Source organism: Chloroflexota bacterium (genome assembly GCA_016887485.1).
Lineage (GTDB): Bacteria > Chloroflexota > Anaerolineae > Anaerolineales > Anaerolineaceae > Brevifilum.
Map to the genome: position 1 here is coordinate 2,095,881 of CP069394.1, position 20,231 is coordinate 2,116,111.

18 protein-coding genes are annotated in these 20,231 nt (G+C 52.8%); 9 read left to right on the plus strand and 9 right to left on the minus strand.

From position 1 onward, the window contains the following. Positions 1-146: 146 nt before the first annotated feature. Positions 147-959 (minus strand): hypothetical protein, encoded by an 813-nt coding sequence (locus tag JR338_09625; GenBank protein ID QRN82673.1) that lies wholly within the window; start codon positions 957-959, stop codon positions 147-149. 103 nt (positions 960-1,062) lie between these two features. Between JR338_09625 and JR338_09630 the strand changes: the two genes are divergently transcribed. Further along, positions 1,063-1,878 carry a LysM peptidoglycan-binding domain-containing protein gene (locus JR338_09630; GenBank protein QRN82674.1) on the plus strand — a complete coding sequence of 272 codons (816 nt, stop codon included), beginning with the start codon at positions 1,063-1,065 and terminating at the stop codon, positions 1,876-1,878. Here JR338_09630 and JR338_09635 read toward each other — a convergent pair whose 3' ends face one another. After that, positions 1,879-2,472, minus strand: a complete 594-nt coding sequence (locus JR338_09635) for a sulfite oxidase-like oxidoreductase (GenBank protein ID QRN82675.1) — start codon at positions 2,470-2,472, stop codon at positions 1,879-1,881. 14 nt (positions 2,473-2,486) lie between these two features. Beyond that, positions 2,487-3,173 carry a metal-dependent hydrolase gene (locus tag JR338_09640; protein QRN82676.1) on the minus strand — a complete coding sequence of 229 codons (687 nt, stop codon included), beginning with the start codon at positions 3,171-3,173 and terminating at the stop codon, positions 2,487-2,489. A gap of 294 nt (positions 3,174-3,467) precedes the next feature. Between JR338_09640 and JR338_09645 the strand changes: the two genes are divergently transcribed. The 4 genes from JR338_09645 to JR338_09660 all read left to right on the plus strand — a co-directional run bounded on the left by JR338_09645 (position 3,468) and on the right by JR338_09660 (position 8,449). Then, positions 3,468-4,703, plus strand: a complete 1,236-nt coding sequence (locus JR338_09645; GenBank protein ID QRN82677.1) for an aminotransferase class I/II-fold pyridoxal phosphate-dependent enzyme — start codon at positions 3,468-3,470, stop codon at positions 4,701-4,703. Between the two features lie 670 nt (positions 4,704-5,373). Next, the gene (locus tag JR338_09650) at positions 5,374-5,931 is read left to right on the plus strand and encodes a hypothetical protein (protein QRN82678.1); all 558 of its coding nucleotides are present in this window, start codon (positions 5,374-5,376) and stop codon (positions 5,929-5,931) included. A 12-nt stretch (positions 5,932-5,943) separates the two neighbouring features. After that, positions 5,944-6,213 (plus strand): hypothetical protein, encoded by a 270-nt coding sequence (locus JR338_09655; GenBank protein QRN82679.1) that lies wholly within the window; start codon positions 5,944-5,946, stop codon positions 6,211-6,213. Then, on the plus strand, positions 6,200-8,449 hold the full coding sequence (locus JR338_09660) for a hypothetical protein (GenBank protein ID QRN82680.1): 2,250 nt from the start codon (positions 6,200-6,202) through the stop codon (positions 8,447-8,449). The genes JR338_09655 and JR338_09660 overlap by 14 nt, the downstream gene beginning before the upstream one ends. Positions 8,450-9,079: 630 nt before the next feature. On the opposite strand, the gene JR338_09665 is transcribed toward JR338_09660, so the two are convergent. From JR338_09665 to JR338_09675, 3 genes are all read right to left on the minus strand, one after another. Next, positions 9,080-10,366, minus strand: a complete 1,287-nt coding sequence (locus JR338_09665) for a Glu/Leu/Phe/Val dehydrogenase (GenBank protein ID QRN82681.1) — start codon at positions 10,364-10,366, stop codon at positions 9,080-9,082. A gap of 326 nt (positions 10,367-10,692) precedes the next feature. Beyond that, complete coding sequence (locus JR338_09670; protein ID QRN82682.1) at positions 10,693-10,941, minus strand: DUF3955 domain-containing protein; 249 nt, start codon at positions 10,939-10,941, stop codon at positions 10,693-10,695. A 153-nt stretch (positions 10,942-11,094) separates the two neighbouring features. Then, the gene (locus JR338_09675) at positions 11,095-11,358 is read right to left on the minus strand and encodes a hypothetical protein (GenBank protein QRN84411.1); all 264 of its coding nucleotides are present in this window, start codon (positions 11,356-11,358) and stop codon (positions 11,095-11,097) included. Between the two features lie 280 nt (positions 11,359-11,638). Here JR338_09675 and JR338_09680 point away from each other — a divergent pair, with 280 nt between their 5' ends. From JR338_09680 to JR338_09690, 3 genes are all read left to right on the plus strand, one after another. Next, positions 11,639-12,358 carry an SIMPL domain-containing protein gene (locus JR338_09680; protein QRN82683.1) on the plus strand — a complete coding sequence of 240 codons (720 nt, stop codon included), beginning with the start codon at positions 11,639-11,641 and terminating at the stop codon, positions 12,356-12,358. Positions 12,359-12,436: 78 nt separating this feature from the next. Continuing rightward, positions 12,437-13,168 carry an SIMPL domain-containing protein gene (locus tag JR338_09685; GenBank protein QRN82684.1) on the plus strand — a complete coding sequence of 244 codons (732 nt, stop codon included), beginning with the start codon at positions 12,437-12,439 and terminating at the stop codon, positions 13,166-13,168. A 213-nt stretch (positions 13,169-13,381) separates the two neighbouring features. Continuing rightward, positions 13,382-14,245 (plus strand): DegV family protein, encoded by an 864-nt coding sequence (locus tag JR338_09690; protein QRN82685.1) that lies wholly within the window; start codon positions 13,382-13,384, stop codon positions 14,243-14,245. A 194-nt stretch (positions 14,246-14,439) separates the two neighbouring features. On the opposite strand, the gene JR338_09695 is transcribed toward JR338_09690, so the two are convergent. The 3 genes from JR338_09695 to JR338_09705 form a co-directional block, all read right to left on the minus strand. Then, positions 14,440-15,849, minus strand: coding sequence for an LCP family protein (locus tag JR338_09695; protein QRN82686.1), 1,410 nt, complete (start codon positions 15,847-15,849; stop codon positions 14,440-14,442). A gap of 87 nt (positions 15,850-15,936) precedes the next feature. Continuing rightward, positions 15,937-16,158, minus strand: coding sequence for a Trm112 family protein (locus JR338_09700; GenBank protein QRN82687.1), 222 nt, complete (start codon positions 16,156-16,158; stop codon positions 15,937-15,939). A gap of 114 nt (positions 16,159-16,272) precedes the next feature. Continuing rightward, positions 16,273-18,111: a VanW family protein gene (locus JR338_09705; GenBank protein QRN82688.1), complete on the minus strand. Its 1,839-nt coding sequence runs from the start codon at positions 18,109-18,111 to the stop codon at positions 16,273-16,275. A 188-nt stretch (positions 18,112-18,299) separates the two neighbouring features. Here JR338_09705 and JR338_09710 point away from each other — a divergent pair, with 188 nt between their 5' ends. Beyond that, positions 18,300-20,069, plus strand: coding sequence for an SLC13 family permease (locus tag JR338_09710; GenBank protein ID QRN82689.1), 1,770 nt, complete (start codon positions 18,300-18,302; stop codon positions 20,067-20,069). The last annotated feature ends 162 nt before the right edge of the window (positions 20,070-20,231 follow it).

A 20,231-nucleotide genomic window follows, 5' to 3' on the forward strand; every position in this document is an offset into this window, starting at 1 on the left:
GAGGAAGCAATCTAGTAAGCAGAAAATTCGAAAACATAGATTGCTTTGCGAAGCTCGCAATGACAAGATATAAAGCAAAAGGTGCGCTCAAGATCGGAGCGCACCCTACAAATCACCCAATTACCTGATATCTAATAACTAATTTCCTACTCCCCGCTCACCCGGTAAATCTGCAGATCCGATAAGCGCACGGTCATCGCGGTGCCGCTGATGGTGCGGACAAAGACTCCCAGGTCACCTGTGCGATTACGGGCAATGTTTTCTTCAAACTGGAAGGCGTCGTTGATATATAGCTGGAACTGGCCATCTCTCACCCAGACACCAAAGCGATTGGAGGCGGGGGCCCCCGGTCGCAGCCGGCTGGCCACTTCCCAATTATGAACCACAACGGTCGTGCCGCCCTGAACCACTTCCAGACGATAACTGCCCTCACAAGTCACCATCAGCCGGTAGTAATCCCCTTCGGACTGCTGCCAGAAGATAATGCCATATTGGTCGTCACCCTGACAGAGATTGGTATCAATCGAAAATTCAAGGTAGAAATTTGCGGAAAGGGTATAGCGGCTGCGGCTGAGCAGGAATGCCCCGTTCTGAGCTGCCGCCAGGGTCAAATTGTTATTGCCATAAGCCACGTTGCCGGCCGCGGTGTGCGGTGTGGTCCAAAGCGACTGATCCGTGAAATCATCCGAGATCAGCACCTCCGTGACGCCCTCTCGCGCATCCGCCAGGGTGGGCATGGCGGTCGGCGCTATGGTTGCCAGGAGGGTCGGGGTGGGGGTGGCCGGGAACCAGTCGATCGTCGCGGTTGGCGTCAAGGTCTGGGTCGGTGTCTCCGTGGCCAGAATGGGTCCCGGGGGCAGCAGAATATCACACCCGGTCAGCAGCAACAGGGTAAGTACCAGCGCCAGGAGAATTCCCAGCCGGAAAAAACGGGAGAATGATCGTTTAATTTGCATCATGCGGGCATAATTATATAATTAAAGCAGGTTTCCTCCAACTCTTCCTAAACTAGCGAACATTTTGATAGATGTTATAATGCAAGCTTAGAAAGAAAAGGCGCTTATGAAAAAACATATACTTCTTTTGACAATGGCTCTGTTGGTCCTGATCGGTGCACTGTTCCTTGCACGGCCACAGCTGGTGGATGCCGGCGCGCTCGCTCAGTCGGTTTACTCCACGCCCACACCCAATGCGGAAGGTCAGATCATCTACACTGTTCAGGAAGGTGATAGTTGTACGCGCATTTTCCTGCTCACCAATGTGTCGATTGATACGATCATCACACTCAATGGTCTGGACGAAGATTGCAGCATCGTCCCCGACCAACAGCTGCTGCTGGCCACCGTTGCCCCGGCCACAGCCACACCCGAAGGGCCCACACCCACGCCTACGCTGAGCCCGCCAACGCCAACGCCCTTCAACGGCAGCGCAATGGTCTGCGTGGTACTCTATGAAGACCTCGATGGCAACCAAAAACGCTCCGAGGATGAGTATTATATGGCCGGCGGTGTTGCCAACCTCAATAACCGTGAGGGTACTTTCTCACAGACGGTTGAAACCTTCTATGGCTTTCCTGATAACTATGCAGTAGAAGATCTGCCATGTTTCTCTGACGTGCCTGAAGGGGAGTATAACCTGAGCATGGGGATCCCAAATGGCTACAACGCCACAACCAGCCTCAACTACCCCTTGACCGTCACCGCTGGCGACACCGTCATCGTTGATTTCGGCGCTCAGCCGGGGTCAGCTGCGGCCACCAATGAGGACCCGGGGGCCAGCACAAACCGTTCACCGCTTCTGCTGGCGATCGGTTTCCTGATGCTGGCTGGCGGCGCTGCTTTGGCGTTCTTCTTCATCCGCTCCCGTCAGAACGGCTGATCAACGCGAAAAACGCTGCTCCTTCCAAATATCAGCTTCATTGCTATACCCATTGGCTTCCCAAAAGCCCAATTGATCCGCGCTTAGAAATTCAAGCCCGCGCAGCCACTTGGCGCCCTTCCAGAGATAGACATCTTTCAGATCGTCTCTTTCTGGAATCGCGCCTACCACACCCCGCAGAGGGTAACCATGCTCCGGTGTGAGGGGCTGGCCATCAACGTGGGTTGCCAATAGAAAATTATCCTGCAGCATCACCTCCAGGGGTAGATTGGTGGTGTAGCCGCCATCGGCATACTGCATCACATATCGGGCACTCGGTTTGGGCTGTATAAAACCTTCCTCCACCAGATGCCGGAGGGAAATGCCTTCCCAGAGCATATCAAGCTTGCTCCAGGTCGTCACACAGTGCAGGTCCATAGTCAGCCTGACCCGTGGGAGCGCCATCACCTCATCCCAGGTCCAGGTCACGGGCTGCTCAACCTCGCCCCAGACGCTGAAGTCCCAGGTGCTGGGATTGAAAACCGGAGGACTGCCATAATGCAGGACCGGGAAACGTTCGGTCAGATGTTGGCCAGGGGGTACACGAGGGTTCATTTTATTTCTCCACTTCACTCACAAACAAAGCTCTCACCAGGGCGAAGCAGGTGAACTTTGGTATCCGTTTGTGCCTCAACTTCCTCCGCCCAGGCCGCAGCATCCTGCTGGATCAGGTCAAAGGTGTTGTAGTGGATCGGGACTACGTGCTGGGGATGCAGCAGTTTGACCGCCCGCAGTGCATCCGCCGGCCCCATGGTGTAGTTATCACCAATCGGGAGTACAGCGAGGGTGATCCCTTCCTCGCCAATCAATGCCATATCGCCAAAGAGCCCCGTATCACCCGCCATATAAATCTTCTCACCGGCATTGGTTGTCAGCAGCAATCCGGCCGGGTTACCGCCATAGCTGCCATCCGGTAAACCTGAACCATGCAGGGCCAGGGTCAGCTTAAGGTAACCAAAAGGATAGGTATGCCCGCCACCCAGATGCTGGGCGTGTGTGCTGATGCCTTTTTTACCCAACCAACCACAGATCTCAGCGTTAGCAATCACTGGTGCGCCTGTGCGCTGGGAAATGGACACAGAATCACCAATGTGGTCACCGTGCCCGTGGGTGACGAGAATATAATCCGCTGCCACGGTATCCGCGCTGACCGTTGCCGCCGGGTTATGAGAGAGATAAGGGTCCACCAGCAGGTGATATCCACTGGTTTCCACAGCCAGGGCCGCATGCCCCAGCCAGGTCAATTTAAAGGCCATTCAAGGCTCCTTTCGCGTCGGTAAATCCATTATACAGCGCAGACCAGTTATGTCACAATTCAAATCCTTCTAAGTAAACTATGTGGAATTTAAAAAGAACCCAAGCCAGCTTTTCAACTGTGTGTTAAAATCGGGCAAAGGTTTAATCCTTTCCTTGGAAATTTGGTTTGAGCTGCAGTGCCTCACCAAACGGCGCCGTCCACTTTTTCACTACTTTGTCACCAACAGAATTTATTGTGCCGTCCTCAACTGGCGATATTTATAATTGTGTTTATCTATGCCAAGGAGTTCATCTTGAAACAACCACCCAGCAGTTATGAAGGCCTGAACACCTTCCTGACCCACTACACGGAATCTGACAACCCGGAAAACTCGCACCTGCCCCCGATTTATCAGAATTCAGTGTTCACTTTCAATGACACCGAATCCGGGGCGGCGATTGCCGTCGGTGAAGCTCCTGGCTATTATTACACCCGGCTAAACAACCCCAACCACCAGCAGCTGGCCCAAAAACTGGCCGCCCTCGAAGCCTGGGATCTCATCAAACAGCATCCTGACGCCAACCCCGAAGACCTGTCAGGCGGTTTAGTCTTTGCCTCTGGGATGGCAGCGGTCACAGCGGCTATCCTGGCCTGCGTCTCCACTGGGGAGACCGTGCTGGCCCAGGCCGCGCTCTATGACGGTACTTATCTGTTTCTGAACAACCTGGCCCCTCGTTACGGCATCCAGGTCATCTGGGTGAGCGATAACACCCCGGAGGGCTGGGCAAAAGCCTTTGAAGAACATCCTGAAACCAGGCTGGCCTATATTGAAACTCCCGTCAACCCGACCCTGCGGCTGACGGACATCGAAGCGGTCACCGAGTTAGCCCATGCCCACGGGGCGCGGGTCGCGGTGGATAACACCTTCGGCACGCCCTTCTGCCAGCGGCCGATGCTCTATGGAGCAGACATCGTAATCCACTCCACCACCAAGTACCTCTCCGGTCACGGTCAGGTGCTGGGCGGTGCGGTGCTGACCACCGATTTGGACCTCCTGCACGGGCAGCTCTACCAGGTCTACAAATTGATCGGCGGCACCCCAAGCCCAATTGACACCTGGATGACCAATATCGGGCTCAAAACCTTCATGCTGCGGATGGACCGCATCTGCCAGAACGCCATCCGTTTGGCAAAGACGCTGGAGAAGCACCCCGCAGTTAACCAAGTCTATTACCCCGGCTTAACCAGTCACCCCGACTATGAACTGGCCCGCAGGCAAATGATCTACTTCGGTGGGATGATCGCCTTTGACCTCAAGGGCGGCCTGGAAGCGGGCAAACACATGATGAACAACCTCAAGGTCGCCACCCTGGCCGTCAGCCTGGGCAATGTGGACACCCTGATCCAGCACCCCGCCAGCATGACCCACTGCAACACCCCACGGGAAAAGCGCTTGGCCGCCGGGATCACCGATGGCCTGGTGCGCCTCTCAGTAGGAATTGAAGACGCCGCAGACCTGAGCCGTGACCTGCTGAACGCAATTGAGTAAAATCTTCAACTAAAGTCAATAACACAACCCCTTTCACAATGGCGTGAGAGGGGTTTTTGGATATATAAGATGCACGCAATAACAATGCAGAGTGGGAAACATTCCTCTTTTGTCATTGCGAGCTTGCGAAGCAATCCTTTTTTTTTATAAAATAATCTTCACTTCCAAATCTAAGATTGCTTCTTCCGCCTTCGGCTCCATCGCAATGACAAGAATAGTGACTTTTTTATCATGCTGGAAGCGTGACCTACTATTTATATTGCGCAGTCCCTGATCTATGTAGGTCATGTGCCGCGCAGCGCACGTGACTATTTCGCCTCTAGCAAATTTCCCCTCATCAGTCTGCTGCGCAGACAGCTTCCCTGCCAGGGGGAAGCCTAGGCAAATCCGATATCTTTTTTCCAAAGCATTGTGATCCCAGAAAGACAATATAAGAATAAATAACCAATTTATTAAGCCTTCCCCTAGAGGGGAAGGTGGCGCACAGCGCCGGATGAGCTGGGCTATTTACTCCACCTTTTTCATTACGAGGAGGCACAGAAAAGAAGATTGCTTCCCACTCGGCTTCGCTTCGGGGACGATGTCGCAAGCTCGCAATGACAAGATAATTCCCGACAAAACAACCAAATATCGAATCGACATAGAACATTTGTTCTGTTATAATAAGGGTATGTTAGCACTGAAACCGGATAATCTCTCTCTCCCCGCTCCCCAACGGGGAAAAATATCACTGGTGGTCGCACCCCGTGCCGTGACCGGCAAGATGATGACGATGCTCGCCACCCTGGCCTTACACAGCAAGGTCCTGGTTATTGATGGCGGGAACCGCTTTGACGCCTACGCCCTCTCCCGGGAACTGCGCCAGCGAACTGTGGAAGTCTATGCGGCGCTCAACCGGGTGATCCTCTCGCGGGTGTTCACCTGCTACCAAATGACCGCCACCCTCTCGCAACTGCCGCTGGATGGCACCCCGGTGGTTATCCTGGACCTGCTGGGTACCTTTCTGGATGAAAGCGTCGCCTTTGGCAAACGCCGCTATCTGCTAAACAACAGCCTGGGCCGTCTCCGCCAGATCTCTGCCAGTGCCCCGGTCGCCCTTTGGGTACGCACCCGCACCACCCCGACCGATGAAGACCAAAAATTACTTCCCCTGGTCCTGGAGGTCGCTTCCGATCTCTGGGAACTGCAGGATGCCGAAGTTCCTGACTATCAATTACCGTTATTTTAAACAGGAGGCCAAATGGGACGCACACTCCCTTCCGCAACCCAAATCATGCAACAGGACGAGGCCGCCCTGGCCCGTTTCCGGCGGGCCTTGCGCCGCAGCGACCAGTTGATCCTTGACGATCTGTTCAATGCCGCCCAAAAACATCTCTCCGCAGCGGCCTATGCCGCCAACATCCTCCCCTTTGAGTCTTTTTTGCTCTCTATGCTGCTGGAGGAGCATAAGGAGGTTTTGCGGCTGAGAGAATCGGTGGAAAACCTCCAGAAGCGGCATGATTGCGTTTGATGGCTGGCTGCTGGATCTGTTCGAGGACGAAAATGAGGGGATCGTTCTATATTTCATGGATCGCAAGGGGCCGCGCTGGCGGTTGACCACTCCCTTCCCGGTCACGTTTTATGCCCAGGGCGATCCGGAGCAGCTACGCGCCCTCTGGCGTTACCTGCGGGGGCTCCCCCAGGTCAGCAAAATTGACCGCACTGAACGGATGGACGTCTTCAGAAGGCAATGGGTGCCTGTTCTGGCAGCCACAGTCCAAAACCCCGTTGCACTTAGCCGGCTGATCCAAAATGTCGTCGCCCGCTTCCCCGAGCTGGAATACAGCGATGCCGACATCTCCATCACGGTCCGTTTCGCAGCGCAGACCGGGGCCACTCCGCTTTCCTACTGCCATGTCACTGCGGATGAGGAAACCCACGAATTAACCGGCATCGAGGTGCTGGAGGATGCCTGGGTGATGACACCCCAGCCAATCCCCTTCCGCAGCCTCTTCCTTTCCCCCTCCGGCGACCCCAATCACGGGCGCCCGCGCTATTTGCGCGTGATATATGGCAAACGAGAAAACCGCTACCTGCTGAGTGATATGCAGAACGTGCTGGTCTGCCTGCGAGCCACCCTCAAACGCGTGGACCCGGACCTGATCATCACGGAATGGGGCGACACCTGGCTGCTCCCCCTGCTGCTTGAAAAATCGCAAGAGTACCAAATCCCCCTAAAATTCAACCGTGAAACCGGGCGGGACGTTTTGCTCAAAAAAGAGCTCACCTATTTCTCCTACGGCCAGATCATCTACCGCGGCCAGCAGGTGCACCTTTTTGGCCGCTGCCACCTGGACCGCAGGAATGCCATGCTTTGGTCCGATTATGATATGGATGGCACCATCGAATCCTGCCGGGTGACCTCGCTGCCGCTGCAGGTCGCCGCCCGGGTCTCCCCGGGGACGGGTATCTCATCAATCGAGATGCTGACCGCCCTGCGCCAACAGGTGCTGGTGCCCTATCAAAAACAGCAGGCGGAATTCTTCAAACCGGTCGCTGATCTCTATTCCGCGGACCAGGGCGGCATCGTCTACCAGCCGCTGATCGGGCTGCACCGCAACGTGGGGATGGTTGACTTCACCTCGATGTACCCCGCTGTGATGGTCTATTTCAACCTCTCGCCGGAGACCATCCTGCCCAATGGCATGGGCGGCACGCCTGTGCCCGCGCTGGGTATCACCATCGACAACAGCCAGGAAGGACTGGTACCCAAAGCACTGCGCCCCCTGCTCGAAAAGCGGATCGCCCTCAAAAAGCGGCTGGCCATGCAAAAGGTCTGGTACCCGCCGGATCGGGAGCGGATCGAACACCGGGCCTCCGCGCTCAAATGGCTGTTGGTGGTCTGCTTTGGCTATTTGGGCTATAAAAATGCCCGCTTTGGGCGGATTGAGGCCCATCAGGCCGTGACCGCCTATGGGCGCGAGGCGATGATGCAGGCCAAAGAAGCCGCCGAAGATATGGGCTGCGAGGTGATCCAGATGTATGTAGATGGGCTTTGGGTGCAGCACCCGGATTGGTCACAACCCGCGGATTTTGAGGCGCTGCTGTTGGAGATCGAGGACCGCACCGGTTTGCCCATCGCCCTGGACGGCGTTTACCGCTGGATCGTCTTTGTGGGCTCAAGAGGAAACAAGGCCCGGCCGGTGGCGAACCGCTATTTTGGCGTCTTTCAGGATGGCTCAATCAAGGTCAGGGGAATTGACGCCCGCCGCCGGGACGCGACGCCCTTCGTCAAGGAGACCCAACTGCACCTGCTCGAACTGTTGGCCAAACACGTGGACCCCTTCGATGGGCTGCCCTCGGCCGTCAAGTACCTGCGGGGGCAAGTCCGCAAACTTCGCAGTGGCAAGGTTCCCCTGGCCGACCTGCTGGTCAAACAGCGGCTGGGGCGCAAGCTGGAGGCCTATCGCACACTCTCCCCGGCAGCCCGAGCCGCTTTCCAGCTCAAAGCCGTGGGCAAAGAACAGCGCCCCGGTCAGCGGGTGGCCTTTCTCTTCACCCTGGGGAAGCCGGGCGTCCATGCTTGGGACCTGCCTGAGCGCCCCGATCCGGAGAGTGTGGACCTGGCCCGCTACGAAGCCCTACTGATCCGCTCTGCGGGGATTGTGCTGGAAGCCTTCGGGCTGGATGAAAAGGAATTGACGAGGTTGATGAAAACTGACCTGAAGCAGCTTGGAATTCCCCAACTAAGGCAGAGCCGGCTGTAGGTCATGTGCCGCACAATGCGCATGACAACAAAGCACTTAATCACATATTTTGTCATAGCAAGGAAACCGAAGGGGGAAGATAAAGTACCCAGAGCGTTGCGATAAGGCAAATCGTCTCAAGCATGTAAGTTGAGATGACATAATCAAAACAGATTGCTTCGCAAGCTCGCAATGACAAAGACAGATGTAGGTCATGCATGGTGAGACCACAGGTCGAACCTGCTTGACTGCTTTAATCGTCTCGAATCAGAGGGGGAAATAGCGCTGACCCCACCCCAGCTTCGCCATCCTCTCCCCCTCCCGCCACTTCGTTCTTGTTGTAGGTCATGCGCCGCGCGGCGTACATGTTAATAAAACACCGAATCATTTATTTTGTCATTGCGAGATAGCATCCACAAGATGCGACGACATCGTCCCTAAAGTGAAATAGCGTGGGAAGCAATCTCAATCACACAGATTTCGTATTGCATGATTATTTCCGAGATCGCTTCGTTCGTCCCTTCGGGACTTCCTCGCGTTGACAAATATAGGAAAAAAAACGCTAATCCCATCCCAACTTCGCCCCCCAACCAAACTAAAAACCCCTCAACGAATGTTGAGGGGTTTATTTATCATCATTTTCTCAAGAGCTTAGAGCCAGCCACGCAGCTCCATTGCCTTGACCACACGGTCAATCGCCACCATGTAGGCAGCGTCCCGCATGTAGACACCCTGGCCAATGGACATGTCATAGACATCCTTGAAAGCCTGGGTCATCTTGTCATCCAGTTTTTCCAGGACTTCCTTCTTGGTCCAATAGAAGTTCATATCATTCTGAACGCCCTCGAAGTAGGAGGTGGTCACGCCACCGGCGTTGCAGAGGAAATCGGGAATCACAAAAAATCCGCGCTCCTTGATGACCTCATCCGCCTCAGGTGTCGTGGGGCCATTAGCGCCTTCAGCCATGATCTTCACCCGGTCATGCACCTGCTGCACGGTCTCAGCGTTCACCTGCCCCTCAAGGGCTGCGGGGATGAGTACATCGGCTTCTTTGCTGATCCAGGCGTTGCCATCTTCGATCACGTAACCGGCTTTGGTGGCTTTGTCTTTATTAATACCGCCGTATTGGTCAGTGATGCTCATCAGGAAGTCAGGATCAATCCCATCCGCCTTACTGACGGTATAGGAAGTGCGATCGGCACGATCCCAATAGCTCACGCAGACGACCTTGCCGCCCAATTGGCTGATGAAGCCCTTCGCGGCATATTGCGCCACATTACCAAAGCCCTGAATCGCTGCGACAGCCTTGGTTGAATCAATTTTCAGCCGGTTCATCGCTTCACGTACAGTAAAAATCACACCAGAGCCAGTAGCTTCCGTACGTCCAAGCGATCCACCGCCACCGACCGGTTTGCCTGTGATCACACCGGGAGTATATTTCCCTGTGATCCGGGAATATTCGTCCATCATCCAGCCCATCATCTGGGGTGTGGTGCCAACATCTGGTGCAGGGACGTCCTGGCGAGGGCCAATCACCCGCCATAGTGAGCGGATGAAGGTTCGGCAAAGACGTTCCTTCTCATCAACGGACAGGGTAGCCGGGTCAATCACGACTCCGCCCTTGCCGCCGCCGAGGGGGATATCAGCAACGGCGCATTTCCACGTCATCCACATTGCCAGGGCGCGGACTGTGTCCACTGTCTCAGCGGGGTGGAAGCGCAGGCCGCCTTTGTTTGGGCCGCGGGCATCATTGTGTTGCACACGGTAGCCCTGGAGTACCTGAATGCTGCCGTCATCCATTCTGACCGGGATACGCAGGTGATATTCGCGCATCGGCCAGCGCAGCATCTCTCGTACCTGATGATCCAGGCCCAATAGATCAGCAACATGATCAAATTGCTGCTGGGCCATTGCAAATGCGTTGGTTGTTTCTGCCATAGTCTCTCCTATTGATTAATTTTGGTGAGGGTGAGATTGTACTACGATTATCTCGTTACTGGGCTGCAGTTCCTTAAATAAATAAGCGGGCACCTCGGTCCAGTGCCCGCATGGTTTTTCGCTCAGTTGTTGCTGAACTAAGAACATGCCTGCTCCACAATCGTATAATATGCTTAACCATAAACGAGAATCAAGAACCCGTCAATGGTCGCGCGATACGAAGGTAAACACTTCTTTATGGTACCAAAAATCATCTTCACTTCGGCACATCTCTAAATCCGCCCAAGATGTCACACCTATATTGTCAAAAGGTTATTACCCCAATTTTATCCAGCAGTAGTTTTTCTTCTGTTTGACCGCACAATCCGGGTAATGACATTCACTACAACCGTGATGACACCGAGCAATAAAAACAGCCAAAACAGCGGAACCAGAAAAAACGGTTCTTGTAAAAATCCTTGGGCATCAATTTCCTGCCCTATGATAGTATATGCGCCCAAACAAAATATCGCACAAATCAGGAAAATAACACCCAGCCAGGTTGAGGTTTTTATTGACTTCTCTAATTTAATCATATTATCCTTTTCAAAATTGAGTTTCTGGATTTTTTATAAATATCTTCTGTTTAGCAAATACCAAAGGAGTTATATGACAAAATTGCTGTCAAACACTATCATTACCTATCAACTCTTGGGTCTTCTTCAATAGGGTACTTCAATATCAAGAAACTATTCCCAGGATTTGTCTGATTTAGCGTACCGAACAATCTGATAAATACCAATGTCCTGACCAACTAACTCCCTAACAACATCTGGGACACATTGAATTGGCATCTCAATCTCGTAACCATGCGGCAGCTGCCGCAAGTGATTCTTTTTTTCAGGTCCAAGGTATTCTTGGATGATCTTTAATGCTTGTTCATTAATTTCCCCAACCTCAAAATAAATGAAGTACATATCGCTTGAATAATCTTTGGGCGTGCCAATCTCCAAGGTCTCATAAGGGGGGTCAGCATCGGTTAACTTCATATTCTTCAGCCTCTCAACCAGGTGTAGATTTTTCCAGGATGTTCACTAGATCCTGCAGGTTTTCATTTTACCCCAAAGAGCCTCATCGCTTTTTCAGAAAACACAATAATTAAACTTTACTGTCTGTTCTCTTATCAAGATAGCCCATCAAACCAATCTGGTTTATGGAACTTTTTCATCCCGGCTTGCGTTAATAACATATGCTCTAAAATAACATTTATCGTATCTATGGAGGAACGACAAAATGCAAAAGAAACAAACCCTTATTCTAGTTGGATTGGTAATAGTTAGCCTGTTAGCTGCCTGCACTCCTGCACAAGCCCCCGCTTCAAGTACCAAGCCCAGCCGCTCAATGAACGTCAACGGCACAGGTGAAGTCTCCCTTGTCCCGGATATCGCCAGCATCAATATCGGCGTCCATACGGAAGCGGATGAGGTATCCGATGCCCTGAGTCAGAATACAGATCAGGCCAATGCGATTGCAGATGTATTGCAAACCCTCGGGGTGGAAGAAAAAGACGTCCGGACTTCAAACTTCAACGTCTATCCCTCAAACCGCTATGATCCCATGACCGGTCAGGTCACCGGCACCTACTTCGTTGTGGATAACACCGTGACGGTGATCGTGCGGGATCTGTCCACCCTCGGCGATGTACTCTCGGCAGTTGTCAATGCCGGTGCCAACAACATCAACGGCATCACTTTTGATGTCGAGGATCGTGACGCTGCTGTGGCCCAGGCCCGTGAGCTGGCCATCCAAAACGCCAAGGAAAAAGCTCAGGAAATCGCTGATGCAGCCGGCGTTGAACTCGGTGAACTGCTGAGCATCAATGTCTATGGCGGCAACAACTACGTGACCTATTATGATGCCAAGGGCGGTGCCTATGCAGAAAGCTCCGTCCCCGTCTCGGCCGGCACGCTGACCATCACGATGGAATGCAGCCTGGCTTACGAATTAAAGTAAGAGTAATAAACATAATTCCGGGAAGGTTTCCGCCTTCCCGGATAACCACTAACCGGAAACTGTTAGGAGAAGTACAAAATGAAGAAAACATTTATCGCGATCTTTACCGTTTTGGCCCTTGCTATTTTGATGACCGGCTGCTCTGGTCTGCAAAACACCACTATCACCAATGAAGAGATCCGCACGCTCAATGCCAGCGGCACCGGGACGGTCTACATCGTACCTGACATTGCCCGTGTGACCATCGGCGTGAATACTCAGAACGAAGATGCGGCGACTGCACTCAGCGAAAATACACGAGATGTCAATGCAGTTATGCAGACCCTGACAAACCTCGGGGTTGCTGAAAATGATATTCAAACCAGCAATTTCTATGTCTATCAGCAGACGAACTATAACTATGCAAACATGGAAATGGACCCTGAAAGCGAACCCCAGACTATCTTTGTGGTTCAGAATACCGTATTCGTTGTGGTACGCGATATCAATTCACTGGGCGAGATCCTCGCTGCCGTTGTTGACCAGGGTGCTAACACAATCAACGGTGTCAGCTTTGATATTGAAGACTCCACCGCAGCATATGCTGAAGCCCAGCAGAAAGCAATTGATGACGCTGCCAGCCAGGCACAGGAAATTGCCGATGCCGCTGGCGTGGAATTAGGCGAAATTACATATATCAATGTCAGTGATGGCTACACCGCCCCCACCGATTCAGTGATGGCCGCATATGGAGGTGGCGGAAGCGTTCCAGTTTCCAGCGGCACCCTGACAATTCAAGTCACGGCAAGCATCACCTACACATTCAAGTAGAAGGATTAATTTGACTTTTATAGCCTGATTAATCATACCTATCTCCCAAACCCTGCTGGTCTCTTAAAGGCCAGCAGGGTTATTTTATTAACATAATTAATCAACAATTTCTAATCGAAATATGACAAATATACGGTATACTGAATTAGTAATTTATTTATTTAATTTGCCTCTGGGAAAGCCATTATTTTTTTACGATCAGGAGTAAGCCAGATGCAAATTGTTACTGATAGTGGTTTTGACCTTTCACTAAAGCAAAAACAAGGGGTAAACCTACATACCTTGCCACTGAAACTCACCTTGGATGGTGTGAGCTATAGAAGCGGTGTTGATATTCAATCGGAAGATTTCTACCGGTTGCTTGAAGATACTGACGGCATGCCTATAACCTCCACGCCTTCACCAGGAGAATTTCAGGAGATCTATGAAGAGGTTGCCAAAGACGACCCTGAGATCCTGTCAATTCACATATCATCCGGGCTAAGCGGCACATTCAATTCAGCTGTAACGGCAGCTAAGGAGGTTGGTGACGCGCATATCACCCATGTGGATACGCGCTCACTGTCCATTGAAATGGGCTGGCAGGTGGAAGCAGCTATCCGCGCTGTTAAAGCCAATTGGCCAATCAAGAAGATCACAGATTTATTGGATAGCATCCGCGATAAATCCGAAGTGATCTTCACCTTGCCGGATCTTGCCTATCTCATCCACGGTGGCCGGATCAGCCATCTCAAAGGGCTACTGGCCTCTTTGTTGGGAATCAAACCTCTCATCGGCGTGGACAAAAACGATGGCAAATACTATGACCGTGGCAAGAGCAGGACCTTCAAACGCGCAGTTGAAGCCATCCCAACCTATATCGCCAATAAATTTGGTGAGGGAGCTACCCTGCGGTTACAAATCGGACACGCTGGAAACCCGGAAGGTGCCAAGATGCTGCGGGATGCACTCGAAAAGATGTTCAAATGCGAATGGCTGCCGGAATGTTCCATTTCTCCCGTTCTCGGTGCTCATACCGGTCGGGGGCTGGTCGGTGTAGCGTTTGCCCTGCTAGAAACCTATCCAGCATTACCCTAATTTTTTCAGGTTAGGCATAGAAATCACTCTTTGTGCAATGGCAAATTGAACTACTGCCATTTTACTGGAGTGATTTTCCCTAAGAGGCTTCTACATTCTACCCTCCCAGCAGGTAGTTACTGTTTATAGCCAAACCTAGGGAAATTATAAAAAGGCCGCCCCATTTAGGAGCGGCCTTTGTTCGCATTCAAACGTTATTCCATCGGGTTATTACCCGCCCAGTCATCCCCCAAAACCACAACCAGGTCCACCGTGGCATTCGGGTTATAGGCATAAGTGATCATATTGGAATTCACACCCATGGTCTGCGAAAGCCACTTAAGGGCATACGGCGTAGCGTTATAGATCGTGATGCTGGAATAGACCGTGTAATCGGCATTAGTCTCTTCCACCACATTGATCCCCTGGCCACGCATCCATTCTGCCGTTGTGGCAGCCAAACCACCCAAATAGGAGCCGTTCCGGATGGACACCCGGGCGTTTTCCTCAGCCACCAGCGTGAGCAGGTCGCCTTCGGCAACAGGACCAATCGCGCCACCGGAATCAAAGATCTCATCCCGCAGCAAGCGGATCTTATCCGGAATGGGGATCAGAATATCCAAACCCGTCGGGGACTTTCCCAGCGTGATATATTCATTGCTGATAATCACCTGCTGGATGTTATCCCGGTCAATATCCATCGCAGACCAGGCCAACTTAATCACCTGGCTCAGGCTCATGTTGGTGTTGATCCCACCGGCAAGGTTTTCGTAAATCTGCGGTGCATTGGCCACCAAATTGGGCAGCATATCAAATTCCAGGATGCGGTCACGGATCGCCATGATCACTTCCTGTTGACGGGCCGCCCGGTCGAAGTCACCGCCTTCAGTATAGCGGGTGCGAACATAAGCGAGTGCATAATCACCGGGCAGGGTGATGAGGCCGGGTTCCAGAGTCACCGTATTCCATTGGCCCAGCCTGTCAATCGTAATGGGTTCCTTGATATCGAGCCGAACGCCCTGGATGTCATCAATGAAATCAATGAATGCCTGGAAATCCACCTGGGCATAATAATCAATGGGGATGCCAAGAAATTCTTCAACCGTTCGAGCAGCCAAAGCAGCACCGCCGCCAGGCAGGTTATTCAACTCACCAAGGTAGTAGGCCGTGTTGATCTTCTCGTAATCATAGCCAGGGACACTTACCCAGATATCGCGGGGGATTGAGACAATCGCAGCAGTCTGGTTCAGGGGGTCCATAGTGAAGAGGATCATCGTGTCAGAATGGGGAATCTCTCCCGCTGACCATTCACGATAGTCCAGGCCCATCACCAAAATGGTCACCCGGCTAACGCCATCCCAGGGTTCCGGGGTGGGCAGTGTAGCGCCCAGCACCTCAGTGGGCGCCGGGGTGGCATCGGTGAGCTCGTCCCCTTCAGCCGGGTCGTTCCCAATGACAGGGTCGCCCGGAAGGGAAAATGTCTTATTAGAAGAAACCAAATCCCGAGTCAGTTTGTAGCCAAAGATTGCACCAGCCACCGACAGTCCCAGTATCAGGATCAGGATGATCCGTGTGGGCCAATCTTTGGGGAAATTATTCGCTAACTTGCTAAAAAATTTCTTCATCGCTATTCAACAATGAACCGGAAAGGCCCCAGCGCGATGCGCGCAAAAAGCACAATCCGGATTCATATTATCCTTTTCGTGGGAATATTAATCCATCGGCGGGGGCGGAACCGGCAAGTCTTCCTTGGCGGTTTTCATCCATTTGTCGCCTTCGTCGATCAGCATCACCGGAATATCATCCACAATGGGATATTTCCGGCCGCAATCCTGGCAGATCAACCAGCTCTCCCGATAATACTCGAGCAAGCCTTCCTTTTCCTGAACACAGTTCGGGCATCGAAGCATATCAAGTAAATCTTTGCTGACCATCAAACCTCCAGAGCTTACCCGTCATCTGATCGGGGGTAAATTTCATTCATCAACTGATATTTCATACCCCTGAATCCACAGGGGGTCAAGCGCGTTTATTGTACCATAGCAGATCTAATGGATAAGGTCCTCGGGATTCTTGGTGCCGGGGCCATACTCCCAAATCTCCTGCCAGGCCTGGAAATGGGTACGGAAAGTATCAGTGAAATAGACTTCGCCATCCATGAACACCGTGCGGGCAATCGTCACATCGCCGCCATCCACGCCATAGTCCACTTTCCTGACCTCGTCTTTTGCCAGCTCATCGTTTTCGCGGAAGATCGGGTCCGGTGCCGGAACGACATTGACCAGGCCGGTGGTATCCCAGTCCACGGTGCGCCCATCCTTGGTGGAATAGAATTTCCAGACCAACGATTGACTCCCCCGATAGACATAAGTCTCCATCAACAGCCAATAGGGCGTGTCATTGGTGAATTTCATATCTACAATCGGGACATAGACCGTGGCGTCCAGGCCAATGTAATTGGGGTTCTTGATCCCGTTCTCATCATACTCATAGTAACCCACCCGGTAAGCATGGGCATGGCGCTCATTGATCGGTAAGCCGGCGAAGAATGCGGCCCGGAAAAGCGTCGAACTCACCTGGCAGACACCGCCGCCCACGCCCTGAATGGTCTCATCGCCATAGATAATCAGGGCCTCAGCATAGCCATTCTCCAGGCTGATATCTCCCAGAGCGTCCACCATAGAGAAGGTCTCACCGGGCGCAATCAGCAGGCCATAGAACTGGGCGGCGGCGGTTTCAATGTTTTGAACCCGGGCCGCATCGGAGCCATAGAAGAATGATGTCTCTTTTTGGACCAGTTCAGTGATCCCCAGCTCTTCACCGGTCATCTCATCCGTAACAGCCGGCTCGAGGGTATTAAATTGCAGCGCAATGGTATGGTCGCCTGCCTTTAGGCCGGCATTGATCGCTTCAATGGAAGCGTCCACGTTCAAGTCTCGGCCAATCACCGCCGATTCAACCACTTCCAGTTCAAAAGTATCATCGTTGAACATAAAGCGGGTATTCTCCGGGTCCCGATGCAGATCAGGGGCGAAGCTGGAAAGGTAAATGTCAAAAACATCCGGATTGATGCTGATCTCAAATTCGCGTGTACCGGCATCGCCATCTTCCACCTGCTTGATCATCAGCATACCGGCCAGGTCTTCCGGGGGCAGGGTCCAGGATTCTTCGCCACCCGATGCGGTTAACACCAGGGGGGCACTCAGCATCTCACGGGCTATTTCACCCTGCGCGCTGGCGTCAAGGATCAACGGCTCCTCCTCAGTCACAACCAAAGGCACAACCGAATCCTGCAAAGTGGACAGCACCGTTTCAAGCAGTTGGAGGGATTGGTCGATCTCGACCTGCCGCCCAATCTGACCGTCCTGGATTTTGACATCGGTATTTTCCAATGCCAGACCTGCTTCGATCATCGGGGCATCAATATCTGCTGCCAGCTCTTTTAGATAAAGCTGGGCAATCCGTTCATCATAATAGACCACAGGGGCCAGCTGCACGCCCTTGAACCAGGCCTTGCCCTGATCAATCAGGTCACGGACCAGCCAATGGTCTCGGCCCACACCCAAAGCAGCCTGGGCGGTGGCTGATGGATCTACCAGGAAACCCAGGTCAATGGGCCGCAGGGTCCAGACCTGATCCTGATAAGTTAATTGAATTTGTCCTTCATAGGTATAGGGTAAATCGTCAACCAGGGCTTGATAAGCCTCAGCTTCCTTGAGGCCGGAAAGATCAATCCCCGCTACTGTCACACCTGGGAAGATTCGGTCCGCATAAACCACCTGATAGCCCACCAACGCGATCAAAGCCAATCCCCCAAAGAGGACCAGGCTGGCGAGAATGGCCAGGGCCAGTTTTACGATTACCGGTAAATCGGCTTTTTCAGTCATTTTATTGTTCATCCTTGAACCAGATTATACTCCAGGGCCCAATAAAGGCGAAAGTGGACGGATTCCGTCTGAATCGCCTCCACCATTAGACGAACCACTAAATGTAAATGTTCCAACGAAGCGCATTGACACATACAATTTCCATATATAATTGAAAATACGTACTCATCACACAGAATGGCATAGGCATGACCCTTCAGATCGCCCTGCTAATCTTCATCATCATCGCAACGCTAATACTTTTCTCAATTGAGACGATCCCGGCCGATGTTGTCGCCCTGGCCGCTATGTTAGCCCTGGTCCTCCTCGGAATTCTCACACCTGAGCAGGCCTTCCAGGGCTTCGGCAGTGATACCGCCATCATGATCCTGGGCCTCCTGATCCTGACGGCTGCACTGGTGCGCACAGGGGTGGTGCAGCTGATGGCCCGCAGGATCCTGCGCTCAGTGGGTGAAAGCAAGAACCGGCTCTATTGGCTGATGATGTCCACTGCCGGCGTGATGAGCGCCTTTATTTCCAACACGGCTACGGCTGCATTTTTCGTGCCGATGACCATTGGCCTTTCCCGCCGCCTCAGAATCCATCCCTCAAAACTGTTGATGCCCCTGGCCTTCGCAACCATTCTGGCCAGCTCCGTCACCCTGGTCGGCACCTCCACCAACGTGGTGGTCAGCGGTCTACTGACCCAATATGGCATGGAACCCCTGGGCATGTTCGAATTGACCCCCGTCGGCTTGCCAATCCTGGTCGTTGGCCTGGCCTATATGTTCTTCATTGGACGTCACCTGATCCCAGTGCGCGACGCAGAAGAAACAGACATCAAAAAAGAAATTCTCCCATACTGTTCAGAATTTGAAGTGACCGAAGACTCGCCCTGGTTGGGTAAAACCCTGGACGAAGTCGCTTTGGGCAAGGAATACGACCTGACCGTCCTGCGGATCGTTACTTCCAGCGGACAGACTGTTGAGCCTCGTGCCTCCAGTGTTCTGTCTTCTGGGGATAAATTGTTGGTTGAAGGCCAACGGGACAATCTCCTTGCGCTAAAAGATCAGAACGTGGTGACTTTTACCGGCGAATTCCCGGATCAGGATTTGAGCAATGTCCTTCCTATGGCGGAAGTGATCCTCCTGCCTGGCTCCCCTCTTGTGGGTCGAACTCTCTGGGGCGTCAATTTTAGAGACCGCTATGGCATGCAGGTCGTGGGGATCAACCGCAAAGGGGCTACCATCCACCGCCGCATCAGCCGTACCCGCCTGCAGGTGGGCGACCAACTCCTGCTGCAAGGGGATCAGGAGACGCTGAACGGCTTGAGCAAAAACAACAACTTCCGGGTGGTCTCCGCCAAGCTGGATTTGATGCCGGAGACGGAAAAGGCCCCTGCAGCCCTGTTCATTTTTGCAGGCGTGGTGCTGCTGGTTTCCTTCAATGTACTTTCACTGCCCGTTGCAGTCATGCTGGGGGCTTTGGTCGCCTTCATCACCCGTTGTATCACCCCCACAGAAGCCTACCGGCGGGTCAACTGGAATATCTGGCTGCTGATCGCCTCCATGCTGGCCTTGGGACAGGCAATGGAAATCTCAGGATTGGCCCACCTGATTGCTGAGCAGATTGTCTCCCTCGTGGGGGCAACGCATCCGGTCCTGCTGCTGGCCGCTTTCTTCTTCCTCTCCCTGCTGCTGACCCAACCCATGTCTAACCAGGCGGCTGCGGTAGTGGTGATCCCAATCGCTATTCAAACCGCCTCCCAGTTGGGATTGAATCCGCGGTCTTTTGCCGTGATGATCGCCGTTGGCGCCAGCTGCTCCTTCATCACCCCGCTGGAGCCTGCCTGTCTAATGGTCTATGGCCCTGGGAATTATCGCTTCTTTGACTTCTTCAAAGTAGGGTCCTTGTTGACCCTGCTGGTCTTTGCCATCGCCATCGTGATGGTCCCCTGGCTTTGGCCGCTGATTCCATAAGTCGCTCCCCACTTCTGCCCCAACCTCATCGGAATTTACCTCAATATCTAAACCCTTCCAGGGTATTATCTCCTTGTAGAGACAGACAAGTATAATGACAGCATAATTTTATGCGGTAAAGGGGCTCTCAAGCCCTCCTAAAGCACCTCTCAGTATCACCTC